This window comes from Aeromicrobium panaciterrae (genome assembly GCF_031457275.1).
Taxonomy (GTDB): Bacteria; Actinomycetota; Actinomycetes; order Propionibacteriales; family Nocardioidaceae; genus Aeromicrobium; species Aeromicrobium panaciterrae_A.
The window spans coordinates 1,007,281-1,028,516 of record NZ_JAVDWH010000001.1; the positions used below are offsets into that span (position 1 = coordinate 1,007,281).

The following is a 21,236-nucleotide window of genomic DNA, read 5'->3' on the forward strand; positions in this document are numbered from 1 at the left end:
ACGGACACTCGGGTTGCCCGCTCTTGCTAGGAGCCCCATGTCCACGAACGACGCAGCTGTCGAGACGTACGACCTGTGCATCATCGGTGCCGGTATCGCCGGTATGAATGCGTTGGTCGTGGCGAGCACGTACCTGCCGAAGACCGCCAAGGTGCTTCTCGTCGACACCCGCCCACGAGTTGGTGGGATGTGGGTCGACACGTACGACTACGTGCGACTGCACCAACCCCATGGCAACTTCACCGCCGGCAACATCTCGTGGAAGCTCGACGAAGCTCCGAACCATTTGGCGTCCAAAGGGGAGGTGCTGGACCACTTCCAGCGTTGCTTCGGGATTGCCGCCGAGCGGATGAACATCGAGACGGAGTTCGGAACCGCGTATGTGTCCCACCGGGAGTCCGGCGATCTCGTCGAAATCACGCTCACGACGCCGGGCGGGCAGTCGAAGACCGTGAGCGCCGAGCGATTGATCAAGGCCATCGGCCACCACGTCACGCCGAACGAGCCGTTGGCCGTCGCCAGTGCCAATGTCCGGTCGATCACGCCAGAGCTGCTCCGCGAACATGACGCGGCACTTCGCGCCGACGACACCCCGATTTGGGTGATCGGTGGCGGCAAGACTGCCGCGGACGCGGCATACCGCCTGATCACAGAGTTCCCCGGGCGCGAGGTCAACATGCTCGCTGGGCCGGGCACCATCTTCACGCGTCGAGAGCCCTTCTTTCCGAACGGCGCGCGTCGTTGGTGGTCGGGGAAGTCGATCAATTCGATGGTGCGTCAGACCTCCCGGATGTTCGACGGAACCAACGAGGACGAGGTCAGAGACTGGTTCCTGGGCGCGTACGGGCTCGGGATCGCCGAGGAATCACGCGACTACTTCGGCGCGTACCTGTCCGAAGGTGAGGCCGACGTGATCAAGAACGGTCTAGCGACGGTCGAGAACGAATACTTTGCCGACGCCGTCGACCGTGGCGGCCGCACCGAGCTCGTACTGCGCAGCGGAGGCGTTCGCGAGGTCAAGCCTGAAACGTGGCTGGTCAACTGCACCGGATCGCTGCTGCGCGAGGAGCTCCGCCCGTACGAAGAGCTCATCTCGCCCTCGGGTCGCGTGCTCGCCATCCAACTGAGGTCGAGCGCCACTGGTGTGTTCACCTCCTTCTCGGGCTACTTCATGACGCATCTGATGTTCACTGACAAGCTCCGAACCGCAGACATCTATGTGCTCGACGTTGAGGAGCTGTTCTCCAAGGCTCGACCTCTGGCGATCTACGCCTCGTTCAGCTGCTCGATGCACAACCTCAGCGTCATCTCGAAGGCGCTGCCGAACAAGGTGTTGCTCGACTGCGGTCTGGATTACGACCGCTGGTACCCGTTCCCGCGCCGGATGATCTTCACGATGGACTTCCTGCGTACGCACAGCCGCGACCGGAAGCATCACCGGAAGACGCTCGACACCGTCTGTGAGCGATTCGGCGTACGCGGCGGGATGATCAACGCCTAGCCGAAGGTGGCCATGATCTCGGCCTGGCGGACGAGGAAGCCACGCTCGTCGAGCTTCTTGCGACGCATCCACGTCGTGACCTCGATGTTGCACTTGCTGGCGTTGCACGATCCGCACGCCGGCACCACGTTCGTCAGCGTGTAGCGACCCCCGCGTGAGATGGGGAGCATGCAGTCCTTCTGGAGTGGCACTGCGTCGGCGCCGCAGTAGGCGCATCCACCCCAGGCCAGCTGGAGGCTTGTCCACTGGTCGTCGGTCAGGTCGTGATCGACCTTCGCCATCCGTCGCTTGCGGCGGCGTGCGTACGTTGCCGCGCGGCTGCGTGTGGGCACAAGCCGATCGTACGGCGCGGCGAGCCTGATCCTCGGCAACGCGGCAAGGCATGATGCATGGGTGAGTGAAGACGTCGTGGTGATCCACACGGATGGTGGGTGCACCCCGAACCCTGGGCCAGGCGGTTGGGGTGCCGTGATGAGGCAGGGCGATCACGCCCGCGAGCTCTTCGGTGGTGAGTCCGGTGAGACGACCAACAACCGTATGGAGTTGATGGCGACGATCATGGCGCTCGAGGCGCTGACCCGTCGCGTGAGGGTTCATCTGCACACCGACAGCACCTACGTGCGCAACGGCATCACCAAGTGGGTGCTGGCGTGGGAGAAGAACGGCTGGAAGACCTCAGCCAAGCAGCCGGTCAAGAACGTCGACCTGTGGCAGCGTCTCCAGGCAGCGTGCGCGCAACATGACGTCGAGTGGTTCTGGGTCAAGGGTCACGTCGGAGTGCCCGACAACGAGCTCGCCGACGAGCTCGCCACAAAAGGGATGCTCGAAGCGATGTCCCGCTAGCGGGGTTCGAGGACGACGATCGGGATCTCGCGGTCGGTCCACTTCTCGTACTTCTGGAAGTCCGAGTAGAGGTCGACCATCTTGTCCCAGAGCTCTGCTCGCTCAGCACCTTCCGCGACTCGTGCACGAACCTTGCGGTTCTTGTCCTTGCGAATGTGCACAACAGTGTCGGGATTGGCGATCAGGTTGCCGTACCACTGCGGGTTCTTGGGCAGCCCACCCTGCGAAGCAACCACGATCAGGTTGTCCCCGTCGACGCGGTAGACGAGTGGCGCCGTGAACGTCTTGCCGGACTTGCGACCGATGTGCTCGAGCAACAGGATCGGCGGCGGCTTCTTGAAACCCTCGCCAACGCGCCATTTGGCGCCGAGACGACCGTTGGACGCCTTGAACACGGCCGTGTTGATCTTCGACATCGCCTTGATGAACGACACGGTCCCCGGCTTGTCGAGCCCGGGCGGCTTTTCGTCGGGCAATGAGAAGCGCCCCATGTACGTTCCTTCCGTCGCGCCCGGAGATCGAGCCGGTGAACAACATACTGCCCACCCGACGCAGGTCGGGATCTAGAGGACCCGGCGAAGGCTGCTCAGGGCAACTCGGGTGAAGCCGAGCCCGCTCACGTATGCCTTGGAGGGTGGACTCTCGTCGTACAGCTGCTCGGAAGTCGAGACCCGAGTGGCACTCAAGTCGAGCGAGATCACGATCCTGCGCACATGCACATCTGCGACGGCAGTCGAGCTCTTGGCGACGATGAAGAACTCACCGTCGGCGGTCTGACCCTCAGCTGTGATGGCTGGATCGCTCACGCGCTCGATGGCGCGCAGGATCCGCTGCTGACGTGCCTCGTTCGTGACGCGGTAGATCGATGACCGGACGGTCTTCGGCGAGCTGGACATCGTGACTCCCAGGGCGGGATCGATATGTTGCGGGACACCACAAATACTACGTTTCGTATCCTGACCTGCGCAGTTGCGCGGGTCACGCCGCGCGTGAACATTGGATGCCAGATCGGCGAACACGGCGGGACGCCCGGGCCTACCCTGAGCCATGACGACTCTCAGCGAGATCCAGGCACCGCTCAAGGCCCGCTATCGGGAGGAGCCGGAAGCCGCCAAGGTCACGCTCTCCGCGAGCGGACAGCTTGGTGAAGGGGTGTCCTGCTCACTCAGCACTGGCCGCGCCATGGCCGAAGCCGGTCTGCACCCGGCGAGCGGCGGCGACGGTACGCAGCTCTGCTCGGGCGACATGTTGCTCGAGGCGCTGGTCGCTTGTGCCGGCGTGACCCTGCGCGCTGTGGCGACCTCGCTCGACATCAATGTGCGCGGGGGATCGGTCACGGCTGAAGGCGATCTGGACTTCCGAGGCACGCTCGCGGTCGACAAGGAGGTCAACGTCGGGTTCACCGACATTCGCATGACCTTCGACCTCGAGACGGACGCCACCCCTGATGAGCTCGCGACTCTCCAGCGCCTGACAGAGCGCTACTGCGTTGTCCTGCAGACCATCACGACTCCGCCGCGCATCACCGCAACGACCGTCACGAGCTGACCGGCACCGCGCTCGGCTCGGTCTCAGGCTCGGGCTTTGGCGCCAGCCATACGGCGATCACGGTCGTCACGGGCACCGCGAGTACGAGCCCGATCGCGCCGACCAACGTTCGTACGATCTCTTGGGCGAGCTGCTCTGTCGTTGCCATTTCGGCGAGCCCGCGCTGGTAGGCCGTGATCAGCAACAGGACGGTCATCGCCGATCCGGCGTATGCGAACACCAGCGTGTAGACGCTCGACGCAATGTGGTCGCGGCCGATGCGCATCGCTGACGCGAAGATTGAAGCCCCGCGAGCCATGGGCTGTAGTGCTCGCAGCTCCCACACGGCACTCGCTTGTGTCACGGTCACGTCGTTGAGTACGCCGAGTCCGGCAATGACCATGGCTGCGGCCACAATGCCGGAGAGGTGTAGGTCGGGGACCGTGGCGATCAGTGTCTGGTCGTCCTCAGAGCCGACACCTGTGAGGTTGGTCCATCCGGTCGCCATCACGCCCATACCGGCGGTCATGACAATGCCGAACAGTGTGCCGAACAAGGCAGATGTCGTACGGATCGAAACTCCGTGTGCCAGATAGAGGACGGCGATCATGATCGCCGTCGACCCGACCACCACCACGACGAGTGGTGACTCTCCCGCGAGGAACGCTGGGAGCATGAACTTCGTCAGAGCCAGCAACGTGACACCGATTCCAACGAGCGCGAACAGACCGCGCCATCGGGCAACTGCGATGACAAGCAAAGCGAAGATCACGGCGAGCGCGGTCAGGGGGAAGCCGCGTTGGAAGTCGATGAATTCGTACGAGGTCGGCTGGCCTTCGGGCGCGTAGCGAATGAGCTTGACCTTGTCGCCGTCCTCGATGCCTGCGCGATAGCGCGTCGCATCTAGGTCGAACGTGGCAGCCTCGCCCTTGACCTTCACGCCGACGTGGGCGCACGACCCCACGACTTCCCGCGTGTTGTCTGGGCCTTCGCCGCCGCTGTTGCAGTCGAAAGGCGTCACCTTTGTGACCGTCGCGGTCACCGTGCTCACGCCCTCGCCGCTGTACGGATTGGCGTCCTTCGGCACGTCGTCGGGATCGGGCCACAGGACAACCATCGCCGCGATGGCGCCGGCTGCGATGGCCAGGACAACAACCGTCAGCACTGCTGCGAGTCCTCGTCGAGGTGGTCCGTAATCGGGGGCTGAGGAGTGCGAGTGTGAATGTGCCACGATGAAAGCGTGCCACGCGACTCCGAAGAACCTGAGCACCTTCCCGGTGCCGTGGGCGGAGCGACGCGCGTCGGGGGCACGGTTCGTCGGCCGACTGGGCCGTGGACACCGGCTGTGCACGAGTTGCTGACCTACCTGCGCGAGAGCGGCCTGCGTGGCATCCCCGAGCTCCATGGGCTCGACGAGGAAGGCCGCGAAATCCTCGAGTACGTCGAAGGTCGCGGTGTGCCGGTCGACCAGGAGATAGTCCTCGACAACGTCCTCGTCGAGGCAGTCACCTGGCTACGCGACTTCCACGATCTCGTCGACGGCTTCCGCCCCGCCGGCACCCGCGTCTGGCGGGCTGCGGGGGAGGTCGAGCTGGGCGCGGACGAAATCATCTGCCACCACGACCCGGGTGCTTACAACTGGATCATCCAGAGCGGCCACTTCGTCGCGATGATCGACTGGGACATGGCGGGCCCTGGTCAGCCAATCGATGATCTCGCATTTCTGGCGTGGACAGCGATTCCGCTCTATCGCGAGATCCCGATCGACGACGTCGCCCGCCGGCTCGACTTGCTGGTCGAGGCGTACGGCGAGTGGGGCCCGATGACGGTGCTGGACGCAGTGGTGCGGCGTATGTCGACCGCAACCGACCGCATCGAGGCAGGCCAGGCCCGCGGCGACGAAGGCTTCCTCAACCTTGCGAAGGTCGGCGAGCCACAACGTACGCGCGATCGGCTCGCGGCATTCCGTGAGCGCGTTCCCGAGATCGAGGCAGCCCTGTGACCCGCCCGACGCTCGCTGAAGAACTCGACCTTCAGCCCCATCCCGAGGGTGGTTGGTATCGCCAGACCTGGGTCTCGCCGGTCGAGGTCACCTTGCCGGACGGTCGCGTACGCCCGACAGCGACGCTGATCTACTTCTTGCTGCCAGCAGGTGAGTCCTCGGCGTGGCACCGGGTCTCATCGGACGAGTTCTGGCTCGCCCATCAAGGCGCGGTGGTGGTCGAGCTGGGTGGCTCCGACGATCTGCCCGGGCGAGGTGAGGCGTACGTGGTGGGTCTCGACCTCGAGGCGGGTGAAGTGCCCCAGCTCCTTGTTTCGGCCGATGTGTGGCAGCGAACCCGGCCGGCTGAACACGACGCCCTGGTCAGCTGCTTGGTGTCACCTGGCTTCGACTTCGAGGACTTCGAGCTCGCCCCTGAGTGACCCAGGTCGCCCCTAATGTGACCAGATGGACTCCGCGCTCACCACAGTTGGCCTGCCGATTGCCCTCGGCATCATCATGTTTGGCCTCGGCCTGTCGCTGACCGTTGACGACTTCCGGCGAGTGCGGCAGCACCCTCGCGCGGTCATCGTTGCGCTGGCGTGCCAACTGATCCTGCTGCCCGCGATCTGCTTCGGACTGGTGCTGCTCCTCGACCTGCCAGCGCTGCTCGGCATCGGCATGATGCTTCTCGCGGCTTCCCCCGGCGGCACCACGGCCAACCTCTTCAGCCATCTCTTCCGTGGCGATGTGGCGCTCAACGTGACGCTGACAGCGGTCAACTCGATCATCGCGATCTTCACCCTGCCGATCATCACCAACCTCGCCATCACGTACTTCGATCGCGAAGACGACGTCAATCTTCCGTTCAGCAAGGTCGTCGAGGTATTTGCCATCGTGCTCGGCCCGACGGTGCTCGGCATGCTCGTACGCTCGCGCAAGCCGGAGTTCGCCGAGCGCATGGAGAAGCCCGTACGCATCGGCTCCGCCGTCATTCTGGCTGTGCTGGTCCTCGGCATCATGCTCGACCAGAAGGACAACCTGAGCGACTACTTTGTCGATGCCGGCCTCGCCACGGGCCTGTTCTGCGCCATCAGTCTGGTGGTCGGCTACTACGTCCCGAAGGCACTCGGCATCGTGGAGAGCCAGGCGATTGCGTCGTCCATGGAGATTGGCGTACACAATGCAACGCTCGCGATATTCATCGCGGTCGAGGTGCTCGACAGCACGGAGATCTCGATCCCGGCGGCGGTCTATTCGCTGTTCATGTTCGCGTTCGCCGCGATCTGGGGATCCTTCGTGTCGCGCAAGGTCAGCTCTGCCCGAGCCACTTCTTAGTCAGGTCATTCGCGAACATGCCGGTGGGGTCGAACTGTTCGGCGAGCTCACGGAACTGATCGAGCTTCGGATACGCAGCCATGAGCCGATCTGGGGTGGTCTCGAAGAGCTTGCCCCAGTGCGGTCTCGCAGCGAACGGCGCGAGTGCGTCGTCAAGCGTCGGGAGGAACGCTGTCACGCCGGGTATGTCCTGGCGCCAGGTGAAGTGCAATGCGACGCAGTCGACGTCATGACTGGGGCTCAGCCACAGGTTGTCGGCGGCGATCGTACGGATCTCGGAGACCAGCAGGAGCGGCTGCACCTGCGCAGCCAGCGCGCGTACAGCATCGATCGCCTCGAGCGCGTGCGTGCGCGGCACCAGGTACTCGGTCTGCAGCTCCTCACCGTTGCTCGGGGTGAACTCGAGCCGGAAGTGCGGTAGCCGGTCCCACCACGGTCCGGGCTGTCCGAGCTGCAGCGTCGTGAACTCGCCCGAGAGCCCAGGCAGAGGATGCACATTGGCCGTTGCGGGCACTGCGTCGTAGAGCTCGGGGAGAGCCTCATTGCGTGACTTGAGCCAGACCGTGCTCGCGCCGTCGCCCCAGTCGGTGAACAAGCTGACGCTGTAGGCGCTCGAAGTGATCTCGTCGAAGTGCTCGTGGATCGCAGACCACGACAGGTTCTCGAAGACGTGCTGGCTCACTTCGTACGTCGGCTCGATGTCGAGCGTCACGTGGGTGACCACGCCGAGGAGTCCGAGTGAGACGACCATCCCGTCGAAGTCAGGATCGCCGCGCCTGATCTCGAGCAACTCTCCACCGGCGGTGACCATCTGCAGTCCAGCGACCGCGGTGGCAAGACTGCCGTTGCCGTCGCCTGACCCGTGCGTGCCAGTGGCGACGGCGCCAGCGATCGAGATGTGGGGGAGCGAAGCGAGGTTGTGCAGTGCCCAACCGGCGTCGTGGAGTCGCCCCACCATCTCGCCGTACCGCACCCCGGCGCCGACGGTGACGGTCGAGCCGTCGATCTCGAACACCTCGGGCAGCTTCTCCACCGTGACCTGGACCGCGTCGGTGTCAGCGATCCGGTTGAACGAGTGACGGCTGCCCAGCGGTCGGATGCGAGGAGTCATCGAGACGATCTCCTGCAGTTCTTCGACTGAGCTCGGCTTCAGCAACATGAGGGCGTCGTACGCGATGTTGCCTGCCCAGTTCCGAGTCATGTCACCAGTGTCCACGTCATACGATCCATTCATGCCGCAGATCTTCTTCGACTCCGACGACGACGCCACCGAACTGATCATGGCGCTCGAGGCCGAGGGCTACACGACCGCGCTGAATCGCGAGGCATTCGCCGGCGAGGAGGACTGGGAGGATCGTGCGTGGGTGCTGGACGTGGAGCCCTTCGACGACCGGGTCATCGAGATGGTCGACGTCTACGGCGGCTGGATGCCCGGCGACGAACAACTACCTGCCGAGCCGACAGAGCTCCCGGAAGAGCCCAAACGTCTCAAGGACTAGGCACTGATTTTCGAGCCAGCGCCGTTCTTGTCGTACCAGCGGCGTCCGTGCCAGCCCTGAAGTTTCCATCCCAAATACTTGGTCATGGGGTCCAGGCCCTGGATCCAAAAGTCATCGGTCAGGGTCTCGGTGGGCTCGACGCGGCCGGGCGTGATGTCGGCGACCACGACTCCCGATCCATCTTCCGGAGCCCGCCATCCGAGGATGTTGCCCTGCGCGTCGCAGATGCTTGCTCCGCCGCGGTAGCTGGACGAGTAGGTGCCGGGGAGCGCTGGCGTAGGGCAGCGGAAGCGTCCCGAATGGGCTGCGTCGACCACCGGCGTACCCATCAGCCGGGCAAAGGTGGGGATCCAATCGACCCAGGCATCCATCTTCTTGGTCATGTACTCCGGCGTCCCCTTGGCAGCACCCCATCTGCACGACCCACCGACCACGACATCGACCTTGCCCCGGAGGCGCTTCACGGTCTGACTGCGGTTGAACTCCAGGCACAGCCCAATGCCGGCGGTGACGTCTCCGACGGAGATGATGCCGTCATCGGTGCCGCCGACGTAGAAGCAGTTCTCCCACATGCTGGGGATGTCCTTGTCGTGCCGACCGGCGATGCCGTCCGGGGTGGCGAGGAAGAAAGCGTTGCGGACGTGGCCGTCGTCATCGAGGCACAGGAACGATCCTCCGACCGTCGCGTCGTGACGCTTTGCCAGGTCGAGAAGGAGCTGCGTCGGTGTCCCTTCAGGCGGGAACACGCAGTCGGTTAACTTCTCGTCGAAGCCCATCCCGGTCGTGAAGAACTCGGGCAACAGGATCCAGTCGGCGCCCTCGCGTGCTGCCTCGTCGGCCAGCCGTTCGCACTCGGCGAGGTTGGCGTCGACATCGGCGAGAATCGTCGCGGTTTGGACAGCTGCTGCGCGCATACCGGCATCCTTTTGATCGCCCGATTGCGCTGACCCTACGGGGGTTGTCAGACGTCCAGTGCGCTTTTCAAGAAGTCGACCTGCAGAAGTTTGAGGTTCTCGGCGACGACTTCCTGCGGAGTCATGTGCGTGACACCCGAGAGCGGCAGCACGGTGTGCGGTCGACCGGCGGCCAACAATGCAGATGACAACTGCAGCGTGTGTGCCGCGACAACGTTGTCGTCCGCGAGTCCGTGAATGATCATCAGCGGACGCTCGAGCGCGGGTGCCAACGGAATCAGCGAGTTGCGGTCGTAGACGTCGGGTTGCGTATTCGGGTCACCTAGATAGCGCTCGGTGTAGCACGTGTCGTAGAGACGCCACTCGGTCACAGGTGCTCCAGCAACCGCGGCGTGGAACACGTCGGGCCGACGGAGAACTGCAAGGGCAGAGAGATAGCCGCCGTACGACCAACCCGTGATGCCGACGCGCGAGGTGTCGACGTCTTCCGGGTACGCCTCTGCGACGGCCGCGAGAGCGTCGACCTGGTCGTCGAGAGTGACTCCGGCGAAGTCATCCTGCACGGCTCGTTCGAAATCGTGGCCGCGACCGGGTGTGCCGCGACCGTCCGAGACGATGACGACGAAGCCCTGGTCAGCGAGCCACTGCGCCTCGAGGAAGGCGCGCGCCGAAGCAACCACGCGCTGGGCGTGCGGACCGCCGTATGGATCCATCAGCACTGGCAGCTTGTGCGACCCGGCCTTGTGGTCGCGGGGGAACAGCACTGCCGTACGGAGCTCGTGCTTGCCGGCCAGGAGCAGGCGAACCTCGGGATGGTGCGGGGGCGTCTCGCTGACGACGGTGATCGGTGCGGGTTCAGCACCTTCGCGATGCACCATGACCGTCGTGCCAACAGCCTCAAGCGCTGAACGACTGATGACCGTTGTGGGCCCACTGATCAGTGCGCCGTGAACGGCCGCGCCTTCAGTGATGGGGGTGACGGTGCCGTCGAGGCCGAACCGTACGACGTTCACCTCGACTGGCTCCTGTGACGCGGACGCCACAACGCAATCCTCGAACACCTCGACGATGCCGCGAACTTGCCAACCGTCGGGGGTGATCGCAGTGCCGTCGACGAGAATGCGGCGCCAGCCGTCGAGGTCTTCGACGGTGACCAGTGCACCACCGGGCGCGAATCGCGGTCCTGCTGAGAGCTCGACCCAGGCCGGGTCAGTCAGCTCGCGGAGCACGTTCGTACGGCCGGTGGCGACGTCAACCGACAGGATCAGCGATGACTTCTGGTCGCGGCTGAGTACCTGGATGACCGGATCGCCATCGGCGCTCCAGCTGACGCGACCGAGGTACTCGTACGCCGCGCGGTCCCACTCAACCTGCGTGCGGTTGCCGTCCAGGTCGACGTGCCACAGCGTGACGTCGGAGTTCGGAGTTCCTGCGGCGGGGTAGCGGCGAGCAACAGGTGTGCGCTCGGGGTGCTCGGGGTCGGCGATGTGCCAGGTCTGGACGTTCGCGTCGTCGAAGCGTTCGACGAGCAACGACTGGCCATCGGGTGCCCACCAGAAGCCGCGGAATCGTTCCATCTCCTCGGCGGCGATGAATTCCGCCTGACCCCAGACCTCGGTGTCCGACTCGGGTGTGACCAGAGCGCGCTCATCCTGTCCGTTGACGCCAATGACTCGCAGCGCGCCGCCTGAGGCGTACACGATGAGTCGACCGGTCGGGTCGAGGCGTGGATCGATGACGGCGCCGACGCTCGGCAGGGAGTGAACAGCCTTGGCGCCGAGGTGCACGGCCCAGAGCTGTCCCGAAAGGGTGAAGCAGGCCCAGCGTCCCGTCTTGTCGACGTCGTAGCCGACGAGGCCGCCCGAACCTTCGCGGCTGCGTTCGCGACGTGAGCGCTCCTCGGGCGACAGCTGCTCGCCGTCTTCGCCGAGCAGGGCAACAGGGTCGACCAGGAGGGACTCAGTAGCGCTTGCGACGTCGTATTCCCACAGTTGTCCCAGGGCGGTGACGCCATCGGGCGTACGGATGAATCGGACCGTCGCGCCATCGGGCGAGATCGTCAGGTTTCGTGGGATGCCAAGGGTGAAACGCTGCGTCCGTGCAGCCAAGCGGGGGTACGACGTGGTCATGCCCCGATCCAATCACGGAGGTGGTCAGTAGCCTTGGGGCATGCCTCTCAGCGACCGCCGCATCCTGTTCGTGCACGCGCATCCCGATGACGAGGTCATCAACAACGGAGCCACGATGGCGAAGTACGTCACCGAGGGCGTTCAGGTCACCTTGGTCACCTGCACAGCCGGCGAGATGGGCGAGGTCCTGGTACCTGACCTGGAGCACCTGGCGTTCGACAAAGAAGGTGGGCTCGGCGAGCACCGCCAGGGCGAGCTGGCCGATGCCATGAAGGCCGTTGGCGTGACGGATCACCGCTTTCTCGGTGGATTCGGCCGCTTCCACGATTCCGGCATGTCCTGGGCCGACGACGGCTCGGCGACTGCCGCTGAGGAGACTCCTGACGGAGCGTTCTGGCATGCCGATCTGCTCGTCGCATCTGACCTGCTGGTTGAGATCATTCGCGAGCTCAAGCCGCAAATACTGGTGACATACGACCAGTTCGGAGGATATGGCCACCCCGATCACATTCAGGCGCACCGCGTCGCGACGTATGCGATGGAGCTCTCGGCCGTACGTTCGTACAAGCCGGAGCTCGGCGAGGCCTGGGATGTACCGAAGGCCTACTGGGTCGCGATGTCGAGGTCGCAGATGAGCGAAGGCATCAAGCAGGTACGCGCGGCGGGTGACGAGACGTCCTTCGCGGACTGGGACCCGGACAATTTGCCGTTTGGCGCGACCGACGAGGAGCTCGACGCGGTCGTGGACGCGACCGAGTTCGTCGAAGCCAAGATGGAAGCGATGAAGGCGCACCCGACCCAGATCGCCTTGGACGGACCGTTCTTCGCTCTGTCGAACAACCTCGGCAACCAGGTCTGGGGCAAGGAGTTCTATCGCCTCGCCAAGGGCACGCTCGGACCAGTCGGCCCGGACGGGCTAGAGGAAGACCTCTTTGCCGGGCTCTGATTCATGAAACGCGCTGCCCTCGTACTGGTCGGGGCCTACTTGTGTGCCATCGCTGCGATCGTGCACCGACATTCCTCCACGATCGCTGGAGCCAAGATTCCGTGGGGTCTGATCCTCGCGCTGGTCGCCACCGCTGCGGTCGTTCTCGCAGCGAGCGAGCTGATGCGGGTCGGAGGCGCCTGGCTGGGTCTGGGGTGGGCCGCGATGCTCACCGCACTTCAGCTTTCTCCGGGCGGTAGTTACCTCGTGGCCACCGATTGGATCGGTCTGACGTTTGCGGCTGGATCGCTCGCCCTCATAGTGTGGGGCGCGCTCCGCACTCCTAGGGTTGAGCGATGACGACGGTTCTGAAGGGGGACGAATGACAGACCGCCCGGACGAGCCCGACGCCACCGAGTCGCCCGAGCCCAGAGACGAGAACGTCGAGGACGTCGTCGACGAGGCTGCCGAGGTTGATCCCGACATCGACGCTGCCTTGGACTCCGAGGCCGAGGACATCGCCGAACCGGAAGTCGAAGCCGACGTCGAGGTTGACCACGAGGATGAGCCCGAGGTCGAGGAGCCGGAAGAACCGGATGAGCCTGTCGACTCCGATGAAGAAGCTGACGCAGACCCTGAAGACGACGAGCCAGAAGAACTCGACTCCGACGAAGAGGCTGACGCAGACCCTGAAGACGACGAGCCAGAAGAGCTCGAGTCCGAAGCAGGGCTTGAGCCAGAGGACGACGATGTCGTGCCGGAAGGCGCGTTCGATCCCGATGCTGACGATGTCGTCGTTGCTGCCGCCGCACCCATCCACGAAGTTGGGGACGACGACGATGGCCCTTCGCACAACGGTCGCCGGGTACTGCTCGGAATCCTCGGTCTGGTTGCTGCGCTGTACGTAGCCGGCTACTTCCTTACTGGATCCCGTATGCCCGCCAACGCGACGATCGGAGGCGTCGACGTCAGCGGCAAGTCACCGTCGGCCGCGCGGGCAGCAGTCGATCAGGAACTGACGCCGCGCATCGCCAACGAGATCGTGCTCAACCACGGCAAGAAGGAGTTCCGCATCAAGCCCGCCGATGCCGGACTCGTCTTCAACCTTGATCGGTCAATCGAAGAGGCCGGCGGCAACCGCAGCTGGAACCCGTCGGAGATGGTTGGACTGTTCTTCGGTGATCACGAGACGGCTCCCGCACTCGACGTCGACGACGCGAAGCTTCAAAGCGTGATCGGCACAATCGGCGAGTCGGTCAACCTTGAGGTCGTTGAAGCGCAGATCACGTTCCCCAAGGGCAAGCCCACACCCCGCGAGCCGAAGGCGGGACTTGTCGTTGCCCGTGATGACGCAGCTGAAGCAATGAAGGGTGCATACCTGGTCACGGACAAGCCGGTTGCAGTGCCGACCGTCGTGGTCGAGCCTGCGGTCGACGCTGACGGCCTTGCGGACGCGATGAAGACGATCGCCGAACCAGCTGTCGCTGGTCCCGTCACTCTTGCTGTCGGTGACAAGAAGGTCTCTCTTCCCGTCAGCGCCTACACGCCTGCCCTCGTCATACACATCGAGGACAACGTGCTCAAGCCGTACATCGACCCCAAGAAGCTGGCCAAGCCACTGACCAATTCGGTGACTGGCCTTGGCAAGAAGGCCGTCGATGCGACGGTTCGCATCGAGAACGGCAAGCCTGTCGTCATTCCGGGCAAGGAAGGCGTCGGTCTGCAGCCCGAGGAGATGGCCAAGAAGCTTCTGCCGGTGATCGACAAGACCGGCGACGAACGCAGGATCTCGATCAAGGCCAAGGTTGTCGACCCGCTGTTCACGACCAAGGACGCCAAGGCCCTCAAGATCAAGGAACGCATCAGCAGCTTCACGACGCACTTTCCGTACGCCGAATATCGCAACACCAACCAGAGTCGCGCGGCCGCGTTGCTCAACGGCACGATCATCAAGCCGGGCGAGACGTTCAGCTTCAACAAGATCGTCGGCGAGCGGACCGTTGCCAACGGCTTTGTGTCCGGCTTCGTGATCAATGGCGGCGTGTTCCGCGAAGAGCTCGGTGGCGGCGTCTCGCAGGTCGCGACGACGATGTACAACGCCGGATTCTTCGGTGGCATGGACGACGTCGAGCACCACCCGCATGCGTTCTACATCAACCGCTATCCCGCAGGCCGCGAAGCGACCGTCTACTACGGCAGCCTCGATCTGCGTTGGAAGAACTCGACGAAGTACGGCGTCCTCGTGCGCGCTTGGGTCGTCAAGAGCACTCCGGGCTCACAGGGTGAGATGCACGTTCAGCTGTGGAGCACCAAGATCTACGACGTGAAGTCCGGTCAGTCGGCTCGTCGCAACTTCCGGGCGCCTGGCAAGCAATACGACGACACCGACCGCTGTGTTCCGCAGGATCCGATCCAGGGCTTCGACATCGACATCTATCGGACGTTCTACAAGGACGGCAAGAAGGTGAAGTCGGAGACGGACACCGCGCACTACCAGGCGGCCGACACCGTCATCTGCGGCAAGAAACCCCCGGCTTAGACCGCGACGTTCAGCGCGATCGTGTAGCCCTTGTCGACCGAGCCGGTCGCGGTGGCGAGCTGCAATGAGTAGCCGTCGCTGAAGACCATGTCACTGTCGAGCGACGTGCCGGCGAGGTTGGACACGCTCTGCTCGTAGCCGCTGGTCGCGTAGACCTTCTTGCACACGTCCTCGGGCAGAGCGATCTGAGACGTACGCAGCTTGCCGCTCGCCGATGTTGCCTTGGCGAGGCTCGGGTAGACCTCGAAGTGGATGTGGGGCCAGCGACCTTGATAGGCCGCGGGGAAGATGCTCTTGAAGACGACCTTGCCGCTGTCGTCCGCTGCCTGCACTCCTCGCAGGTAGTTCTCGTCGGCGATCTCGGAGTCGTACATCGAGTAGCGACCCTCGCGGTCGCAGTGCCACGCATAGACGGCAGCGCCCGCGTACGGGGTCACCTTGCTCCCGGACATGTCGAAGATTGTCATCTCGATGTTCATCGGCACGCCTTCGGCGGCAGTGCTGGATGACCCGAAGCTCGTGCTGATGTCGCTGCGAACGATTCCGCTCTCGGTCAGCACGTTGACGCCGTTCGTTCCGTCCGCGGGGTAGGGGCCGCCCGTCTCCTCGGGCACCTCTGCCGTGACGGTGCCCGAGGAGCTCGTCGGCGTCGCTGAGGTTGACGACGACGTCGCTGTGCTTGATGAAGACGTGCTCGTGGGTGAGTCGCTCCCACCACACGCGGCGAGCGCTGCTGCAAGTCCGGCGCCGCTCAGTAGGCCGAGGGCCCGGCGTCGGTTGAGCAGTGTCGGCAGGTCGTGACCCAGGCCGAGATCGTGCTCTTCAGGTGTGTCGGTGTGGTGGTGGCTCATGGTCAACACCGTACGAACGCAGTCTGGGAGGCGCCAGTGCCGTCACTGTGAGGTTGCTGTGGATGGCTGCAGATAGATGTAGTCGTGGTGATCGACGAATCCGTATGGCTTGTAGAGCGCCAGCGCGGCCTCGTTCGTACGCATCGTCTGCAGGTAGGCCTTGTCGGCGCCGTGCTCGATCGCCCAGGCCAACGCAGTGTCGACTATGCGGGTGGCGAGGCCCTGACGGCGCGCATCGGGTTCGACCTCGACGCAGGCAATGCCGGCCCACTCGCCGGTGGCCACGACCCGACCGATTGCGACAGTCGGAGCTCCGATCGAGATGAACGCAACCTGCGCCGGACCTTCGAGGACCTCGCGGGCCGCAACCGGGTCGTTGACACGTCCGTAGTGGCTCAGCCATTCGTCGTCGACTGAGTCGGACGTGCGTGCCTCGGGATCGGCGGCGTACGCCGGATCGAGATCGGCGACCTGTACGACGGCGCCACCGAAGTAGCCCTCCATCGGCTCCCAACCCGCAGCCGCAAACGAATGCTCGTGCACTGATCCGACGACAACCTGAGCCAGAGCAGGTTGGTCACGTTGGGCGTAGAAGGCCTCGACCTCAGCGGTGGCATCGCCGAACGGCATCCCGGGCGAACCGTGGACCGCGACTGAGTTGGCTCGTCCCGTGAACCTGCCTGAGGCGCGGAGTTCCCACTCGCCCAACAACAACGATTCGATCGGTGGCCAGCCGCGGGACGTGATGCGCGTGAGCTCCTCGGCATCGATCGCAGCCGCTGATCGCCGCCGCAACGGTCGGTCGGGAACGGCCTTCCAGGTGACGATGTCCGTCAGCGCGACGATCGCCGTACGACCATCGCGGCGCTGGACTGTCACGGACTGCTCATCGACCGCGAGAACCCGCCCGACGACGTCGTTCAGCGCCGGGCCGCCGGATGGTCCGACGCCTCCGGCGAGATGTCGTACGACGACGCGTTGGCCGACTGTCGGAGCGTCTGAGGTCACTGGCCCAGCGTTTCATGTCCATGTATGGACCTGCTGCGCGGATATCTTGGCGGCCACGGGATAATGGACGAGAACCTTCGAAGGAGAACACCTCGTGACCTACGTGATCGCCCAGCCATGTGTGGACCTCAAGGACCTCGCATGCGTGGACGAATGTCCGGTGGACTGCATCTATGAGGGCAACCGCATGCTCTACATCCACCCCGACGAGTGCGTCGACTGTGGTGCGTGTGAGCCGGTGTGCCCCGTTGAGGCCATCTTCTACGAGGACGACACCCCGGCGGAGTGGAAGGACTACTACACCGCCAACGTCGACTTCTTTAACGACCTGGGCTCGCCCGGCGGTGCTGCCAAGCTCGGCAAGATCGACAAGGATCACCCGATCATCGAAGCGCTGCCGCCGCAGGAACACGACGAGTGACTCACGTGCGGCTCGGGGGAGTTTCCGCACGGTTTCCTGATTTTCCGTGGGACACGATCGCTGACGCCAAGGCGCTCGCCGAGTCCCATCCCGAAGGGCTGGTCGACCTCTCGATCGGCACCCCGGTCGACGACACCCCCGCGGTTGCGCAGGACGCCCTCAGGGCGGCCGCCAACTCACCTGGCTACCCGACGGTGTTTGGTCCTGAATCGCTGCGGCAGGCTGCCGTCGATTGGCTCGAGCGACGGTTTGAGGTCTCTGGCCTGAAGCCTTCGCAAGTCCTGCCGACGATGGGCTCGAAGGAGCTCATCGCCACGCTTCCCATCCAGCTTGGACTAGGTGCCGGTGATCTGGTGGTCGTCCCAGAGCTCGCCTACCCGACGTACGAGGTTGGTGCGCGGTTCGCTGGCTGCGATGTCATCGCAACGGACTCCACGGTTGCGGTCGGCCCCAAGGCGCCCGCGATCATTTTCATCAACTCGCCGGGCAACCCGAGCGGCAAGATCCTCGGCATCGATCACCTGCGCAAGGTCGTCGAGTGGGCTCGCGAGCGAGGCACGCTGGTCGTGTCTGACGAGTGCTATCTCGAGTTCGCTTGGGAAGACACCCCCTACTCGGTGCTTCATCCGTCGGTCTGCGGCGGATCGTTCGACGGCATCCTTGCTGTCCACTCGCTGTCCAAGCGTTCCAACCTTGCGGGCTACCGCGATGCCTTTGTCGCCGGCGATCAGGCGATCGTCACCGAGCTGCTCGAGGTGCGCAAGCACCTCGGCTCGATGGTGCCGACGCCGATCCAGGCAGCCATGGCTGCCGCTCTCGGCGACGACGAGCACGTCAAGATCCAACGCAAGGCCTACGCCATGCGTCGTTACGACCTGCGTACGGCGATCGAAGCCGCAGGCTTCACGGTCGAGCACTCCGAGGGTTCACTTTTCCTTTGGGTCACCCGAGGCGAGAACGGCCGCAAGACGATCGATTGGCTCGCCGAGCGCGGCATCCTCGGTGCCCCGGGCGACTTCTATGGCGCTGCTGGCGCCAACTACGTGCGCCTGTCCTTCATGGCCAAAGAAGAACGCATCGCCGCGGCCGTGAAGCGCCTCGCCAGCTAGTTGGTCGACACCCGCACGATGTCTGGGTCGGCGTCGTCGGTCTTGGTCCAGCCGAGATCGGAACGTTCAGCGTTCCACTGCTTCGTCTCGAACTTCACGGTCGTGATGCCCAAATGCGACGCATTGCCGACGAGATAGTGGGCGATGGCCCAGCCACGCGCCTTCACGTCTGCTGGTTTGCCTGTCAGCGGGAAGCGCGCATTGTCGCGGTCCTGACCTGATTCGATCTTGCCGAAAGCCCTCTGTACATCCTCGACGACAACCTGGGTGCTGCTGTTGCCTTGGGGGTTGATCTGGCAGGTGAAGGCCGCCGGGCTGTAGCCCCGGAGTGCCGATGCGAGAGCTCGAGCTTCGGGTTCGTGCTGTGCGTACGCGGTGGGGAATCCAGAGCGCTGGACCTTCTGCGCCGCCTCGGTGATGACCATCGACTCGTAGCCCTTGATCTTGGCGAGAGCGCTGTAGAACCGGCCGATCGCGTAGTGCGGATTCATGATCTGCTCGACGGTGCCCCAGCCCTGCGAGGGTCGCTGCTGGAACAGGCCTACTGAATCGCGATCGCCGTAGTCGATGTTGTGGATCTTCGACTCCTGGAATGCCGTAGCGATCGCAATCGTCGTGGCCCGCGGTGACAGCCCGCGTTCCTGGGCGATGGCCGCCATCAGGCTGGCCCAACGACCTTGCTCGAGATCGACCTGAGCGCGTACGTCGCCGACCTCCGCTACGCAGTATTCGCTGCGCAACGGCGCACGATCGCGCAGACCGGTGGCGACCAGGATGCCTGCGGCAACGAGGCCACATACAACAAGCCAGCGCAGCTTCATCGGCGGCTACTAGTTGGCGTGCAGGGCGGAGTTGAGCTCGATGCCCGTACGTTCACCGCGAGGCCGAGCCTCGATTGCACCAGTCTGGCTGTTGGTGAGGAAGAGGATGCCGTCCTGCCCCGACAGCTCGGCGGCCTTGACGGTCGAGCCGTCGGGCATCGTGACCTTGGAGCCGGCGGTGACATAGGTGCCGGCCGCGACGACACAGTCGTTGCCCAGCGAGATGCCGATGCCGGCGTTGGCGCCGATCAGCGAGTTCTCGCCGACGCTGATGACTTCCTTGCCGCCGCCTGACAGCGTGCCCATGATCGAGGCGCCACCACCGACGTCGGAGCCGTTGCCGACGGTGACACCGGCGGAGATGCGCCCTTCGACCATCGCCGTGCCGAGCGTGCCAGCGTTGAAGTTGACGAAGCCTTCGTGCATGACCGTGGTGCCCTCGGCGAGGTGAGCGCCGAGCCGTACGCGATCAGCGTCGCCGATGCGTACGCCGCTCGGTACGACGTAGTCGGTCATGCGGGGAAACTTGTCGACGCTGGTGACCTGAACGTGGAGGCCTGCAGCACGAGCACGTGCGCGGGTCGCCTCGAAGCCGTCGACAGCGCAGGGACCGATCGACGTCCAGACAACGTTGGTCAACGCACCGAACAGGCCATCGAGGTTCTGCCCGTGCGGCTTGACCAGACGGTGCGACAGCAGGTGCAGGCGGAGGTAGGCGTCATATGCGTCCGTCGGTGCTGCCTGGAGATCGGCGATCTCGGTCAGGACCACGGTCTTGACGACGTTGCGGATCTCATCCTTGCCAGCCAACGCAGTCAGCTCGGCCGGTTCGGTCAGGCCCTTCGGCGCTGTTCCGAGCTGAGGGGACGGGTACCAGACGTCGAGCACTGTGCCGTCGGGCGTCAGAGTGGCGACTCCGTAGGCGTATGCGTTGGCTGTGCTCATTGCTCCAATCTATCGGGGCGCCTGTGAGCACAGGATGAGGCTAGGTTGCTCCGCATGACTTCCGTCGTCCTTGTCGTCCTTCTGGTGACGTCGATGCTGGCAATCGGAGCCAACCTCACGACGGAATCGTTCGTGGAGCTGACGCAGCGACCAGCCTCGTTGGCCATCGCCGTCGTCGCGAATGTCGTGGCAGTTCCGGCAGTGGCCGCGATCGCCGTTTCGGTGATCGACTTCCCCGCACCAGTCGCTCTCGGGATCCTCGTGTCTGCCGCCGCCTCGGGCGGTAGCTCTGGCCCGCTGCTCGTACGTCATGCCGGCGGATCGCTCGCCTTGGCCGTCTCTCTTCAGGCGATGCTGGCGCTCCTTGCCCTTGCAGCGGTGCCGCTGTGGATGTTGGTCCTGTCGTCGGAATCGTCGTTCGACCTTGACCGGGCTGCGGCCTTGGTCGCCGGGCTGCTTGTCGCGCAGGTCGTACCGTTCGCGGTCGGGATGACCCTGCGCAGGCGGAACCCGGAAACTGCGGACCGCGTGCATGTCGTAGCCGGAAGAATCGCCGACCTGCTCCTGCTTGGGATCATCCTTTGGTTCGCGGTCACCACGCTGAGCCACATCGCAGATCTGCCGGCAGCGACGCTCCCCGTGATCGTGATGATCGTCGTTGTGACGCTGGCCGCGTACGGGCTGCCACAGCTTCAGGGATCAAGCGAGCGTGCCGCGGTGTCGATGATCACCGCGGTCCGCAATCTGACGCTCGCTCTGCTCGTGGTCAGCCTCAGCAAGTCACCTGATCTGGCAGTGACGACGGTGCTCACCTACGGCTTCGTCATGTACGTCGGTGCACTTCTTGCACTCGCGCCGATGCGTCGCGCCCGGGTTGGCTGACCC

At 64.4% G+C, this 21,236-nt stretch carries 24 protein-coding genes; 13 read left to right on the top strand and 11 right to left on the bottom strand.

The genetic code is table 11. The annotated features are described in order from the left end of the window. Positions 1 to 37: 37 nt before the first annotated feature. Positions 38 to 1,501 (top strand): FAD-dependent oxidoreductase, encoded by a 1,464-nt coding sequence (locus J2X11_RS05285; protein WP_309967536.1) that lies wholly within the window; start codon positions 38 to 40, stop codon positions 1,499 to 1,501. On the opposite strand, the gene J2X11_RS05290 is transcribed toward J2X11_RS05285, so the two are convergent. Beyond that, a complete protein-coding gene (locus J2X11_RS05290; protein ID WP_309967539.1) occupies positions 1,498 to 1,833 on the bottom strand; it encodes an HNH endonuclease in 336 nt (111 codons plus the stop codon). The genes J2X11_RS05285 and J2X11_RS05290 overlap by 4 nt on opposite strands. Before the next feature lie 61 nt (positions 1,834 to 1,894). Here J2X11_RS05290 and rnhA point away from each other — a divergent pair, with 61 nt between their 5' ends. Beyond that, complete coding sequence (rnhA, locus tag J2X11_RS05295) at positions 1,895 to 2,344, top strand: ribonuclease HI (RefSeq protein WP_309967542.1); 450 nt, start codon at positions 1,895 to 1,897, stop codon at positions 2,342 to 2,344. Here rnhA and J2X11_RS05300 read toward each other — a convergent pair. Next, positions 2,341 to 2,835 (bottom strand): nitroreductase family deazaflavin-dependent oxidoreductase, encoded by a 495-nt coding sequence (locus J2X11_RS05300; RefSeq protein WP_309967546.1) that lies wholly within the window; start codon positions 2,833 to 2,835, stop codon positions 2,341 to 2,343. The genes rnhA and J2X11_RS05300 overlap by 4 nt on opposite strands. A 72-nt stretch (positions 2,836 to 2,907) precedes the next feature. After that, positions 2,908 to 3,240 (bottom strand): hypothetical protein, encoded by a 333-nt coding sequence (locus J2X11_RS05305; protein WP_309967549.1) that lies wholly within the window; start codon positions 3,238 to 3,240, stop codon positions 2,908 to 2,910. A 151-nt stretch (positions 3,241 to 3,391) separates the two neighbouring features. Between J2X11_RS05305 and J2X11_RS05310 the strand changes: the two genes are divergently transcribed. Continuing rightward, positions 3,392 to 3,892 carry an OsmC family protein gene (locus J2X11_RS05310; protein ID WP_309967553.1) on the top strand — a complete coding sequence of 167 codons (501 nt, stop codon included), beginning with the start codon at positions 3,392 to 3,394 and terminating at the stop codon, positions 3,890 to 3,892. Here J2X11_RS05310 and J2X11_RS05315 read toward each other — a convergent pair. Further along, complete coding sequence (locus tag J2X11_RS05315) at positions 3,882 to 5,102, bottom strand: YibE/F family protein (RefSeq protein ID WP_309967555.1); 1,221 nt, start codon at positions 5,100 to 5,102, stop codon at positions 3,882 to 3,884. The two genes, J2X11_RS05310 and J2X11_RS05315, sit on opposite strands and share 11 nt — an antisense overlap. Positions 5,103 to 5,111: 9 nt before the next feature. Between J2X11_RS05315 and J2X11_RS05320 the strand changes: the two genes are divergently transcribed. The 3 genes from J2X11_RS05320 to J2X11_RS05330 are packed head-to-tail and all read left to right on the top strand — an operon-like array spanning position 5,112 to position 7,190. After that, positions 5,112 to 5,873, top strand: coding sequence for a phosphotransferase (locus J2X11_RS05320; RefSeq protein WP_309967558.1), 762 nt, complete (start codon positions 5,112 to 5,114; stop codon positions 5,871 to 5,873). Further along, positions 5,870 to 6,295, top strand: a complete 426-nt coding sequence (locus J2X11_RS05325) for a cupin domain-containing protein (protein ID WP_309967560.1) — start codon at positions 5,870 to 5,872, stop codon at positions 6,293 to 6,295. Before J2X11_RS05320 ends, J2X11_RS05325 begins: the two co-directional genes overlap by 4 nt. A 25-nt stretch (positions 6,296 to 6,320) precedes the next feature. After that, positions 6,321 to 7,190 carry a bile acid:sodium symporter family protein gene (locus tag J2X11_RS05330; protein ID WP_309967563.1) on the top strand — a complete coding sequence of 290 codons (870 nt, stop codon included), beginning with the start codon at positions 6,321 to 6,323 and terminating at the stop codon, positions 7,188 to 7,190. Here the strand turns inward: J2X11_RS05330 and J2X11_RS05335 are convergent. Further along, positions 7,165 to 8,391, bottom strand: coding sequence for an FAD-binding protein (locus J2X11_RS05335; protein WP_309967566.1), 1,227 nt, complete (start codon positions 8,389 to 8,391; stop codon positions 7,165 to 7,167). The genes J2X11_RS05330 and J2X11_RS05335 overlap by 26 nt on opposite strands. 31 nt (positions 8,392 to 8,422) lie before the next feature. Here J2X11_RS05335 and J2X11_RS05340 point away from each other — a divergent pair, with 31 nt between their 5' ends. After that, positions 8,423 to 8,689: a hypothetical protein gene (locus J2X11_RS05340; protein WP_309967568.1), complete on the top strand. Its 267-nt coding sequence runs from the start codon at positions 8,423 to 8,425 to the stop codon at positions 8,687 to 8,689. On the opposite strand, the gene J2X11_RS05345 is transcribed toward J2X11_RS05340, so the two are convergent. Next, the gene (locus tag J2X11_RS05345; RefSeq protein ID WP_309967572.1) at positions 8,686 to 9,603 is read right to left on the bottom strand and encodes a carbon-nitrogen hydrolase family protein; all 918 of its coding nucleotides are present in this window, start codon (positions 9,601 to 9,603) and stop codon (positions 8,686 to 8,688) included. The genes J2X11_RS05340 and J2X11_RS05345 overlap by 4 nt on opposite strands. Before the next feature lie 47 nt (positions 9,604 to 9,650). Continuing rightward, on the bottom strand, positions 9,651 to 11,732 hold the full coding sequence (locus J2X11_RS05350; protein WP_309967575.1) for a S9 family peptidase: 2,082 nt from the start codon (positions 11,730 to 11,732) through the stop codon (positions 9,651 to 9,653). 40 nt (positions 11,733 to 11,772) lie between these two features. Here J2X11_RS05350 and mshB point away from each other — a divergent pair, with 40 nt between their 5' ends. Genes mshB through J2X11_RS05365 form a run of 3 tightly spaced genes read left to right on the top strand, consistent with a single transcriptional unit; the run spans position 11,773 to position 15,196 of the window. Next, positions 11,773 to 12,678, top strand: a complete 906-nt coding sequence (gene mshB, locus J2X11_RS05355) for an N-acetyl-1-D-myo-inositol-2-amino-2-deoxy-alpha-D-glucopyranoside deacetylase (RefSeq protein ID WP_309967577.1) — start codon at positions 11,773 to 11,775, stop codon at positions 12,676 to 12,678. A 3-nt stretch (positions 12,679 to 12,681) separates the two neighbouring features. After that, complete coding sequence (locus J2X11_RS05360; protein ID WP_309967580.1) at positions 12,682 to 13,017, top strand: hypothetical protein; 336 nt, start codon at positions 12,682 to 12,684, stop codon at positions 13,015 to 13,017. A 22-nt stretch (positions 13,018 to 13,039) separates the two neighbouring features. Continuing rightward, positions 13,040 to 15,196 carry a VanW family protein gene (locus J2X11_RS05365; protein WP_309967583.1) on the top strand — a complete coding sequence of 719 codons (2,157 nt, stop codon included), beginning with the start codon at positions 13,040 to 13,042 and terminating at the stop codon, positions 15,194 to 15,196. Here the strand turns inward: J2X11_RS05365 and J2X11_RS05370 are convergent. Both J2X11_RS05370 and J2X11_RS05375 read right to left on the bottom strand, forming a co-directional pair. After that, positions 15,193 to 16,047, bottom strand: a complete 855-nt coding sequence (locus J2X11_RS05370; RefSeq protein WP_309967587.1) for a dioxygenase family protein — start codon at positions 16,045 to 16,047, stop codon at positions 15,193 to 15,195. The genes J2X11_RS05365 and J2X11_RS05370 overlap by 4 nt on opposite strands. A 42-nt stretch (positions 16,048 to 16,089) precedes the next feature. Next, positions 16,090 to 17,055: a GNAT family N-acetyltransferase gene (locus J2X11_RS05375; protein WP_309967590.1), complete on the bottom strand. Its 966-nt coding sequence runs from the start codon at positions 17,053 to 17,055 to the stop codon at positions 16,090 to 16,092. A gap of 94 nt (positions 17,056 to 17,149) precedes the next feature. On the opposite strand from J2X11_RS05375, the gene fdxA reads away from it, so the two are divergent. Both fdxA and dapC read left to right on the top strand, forming a co-directional pair. After that, positions 17,150 to 17,476: a ferredoxin gene (fdxA, locus tag J2X11_RS05380; RefSeq protein WP_309967592.1), complete on the top strand. Its 327-nt coding sequence runs from the start codon at positions 17,150 to 17,152 to the stop codon at positions 17,474 to 17,476. After that, positions 17,473 to 18,585 (top strand): succinyldiaminopimelate transaminase, encoded by a 1,113-nt coding sequence (gene dapC / locus J2X11_RS05385; protein WP_309967594.1) that lies wholly within the window; start codon positions 17,473 to 17,475, stop codon positions 18,583 to 18,585. Before fdxA ends, dapC begins: the two co-directional genes overlap by 4 nt. Here the strand turns inward: dapC and J2X11_RS05390 are convergent. Together J2X11_RS05390 and dapD are read right to left on the bottom strand one after the other, a co-directional pair. After that, the gene (locus tag J2X11_RS05390; protein WP_309967595.1) at positions 18,582 to 19,406 is read right to left on the bottom strand and encodes a hypothetical protein; all 825 of its coding nucleotides are present in this window, start codon (positions 19,404 to 19,406) and stop codon (positions 18,582 to 18,584) included. The genes dapC and J2X11_RS05390 overlap by 4 nt on opposite strands. 9 nt (positions 19,407 to 19,415) lie before the next feature. Beyond that, positions 19,416 to 20,351, bottom strand: coding sequence for a 2,3,4,5-tetrahydropyridine-2,6-dicarboxylate N-succinyltransferase (gene dapD / locus J2X11_RS05395; RefSeq protein ID WP_309967597.1), 936 nt, complete (start codon positions 20,349 to 20,351; stop codon positions 19,416 to 19,418). Positions 20,352 to 20,405: 54 nt separating this feature from the next. On the opposite strand from dapD, the gene J2X11_RS05400 reads away from it, so the two are divergent. Continuing rightward, entirely contained in the window at positions 20,406 to 21,233 is an 828-nt protein-coding gene (locus J2X11_RS05400; protein ID WP_309967599.1) for a bile acid:sodium symporter, read from the top strand. Positions 21,234 to 21,236 lie beyond the last annotated feature (3 nt).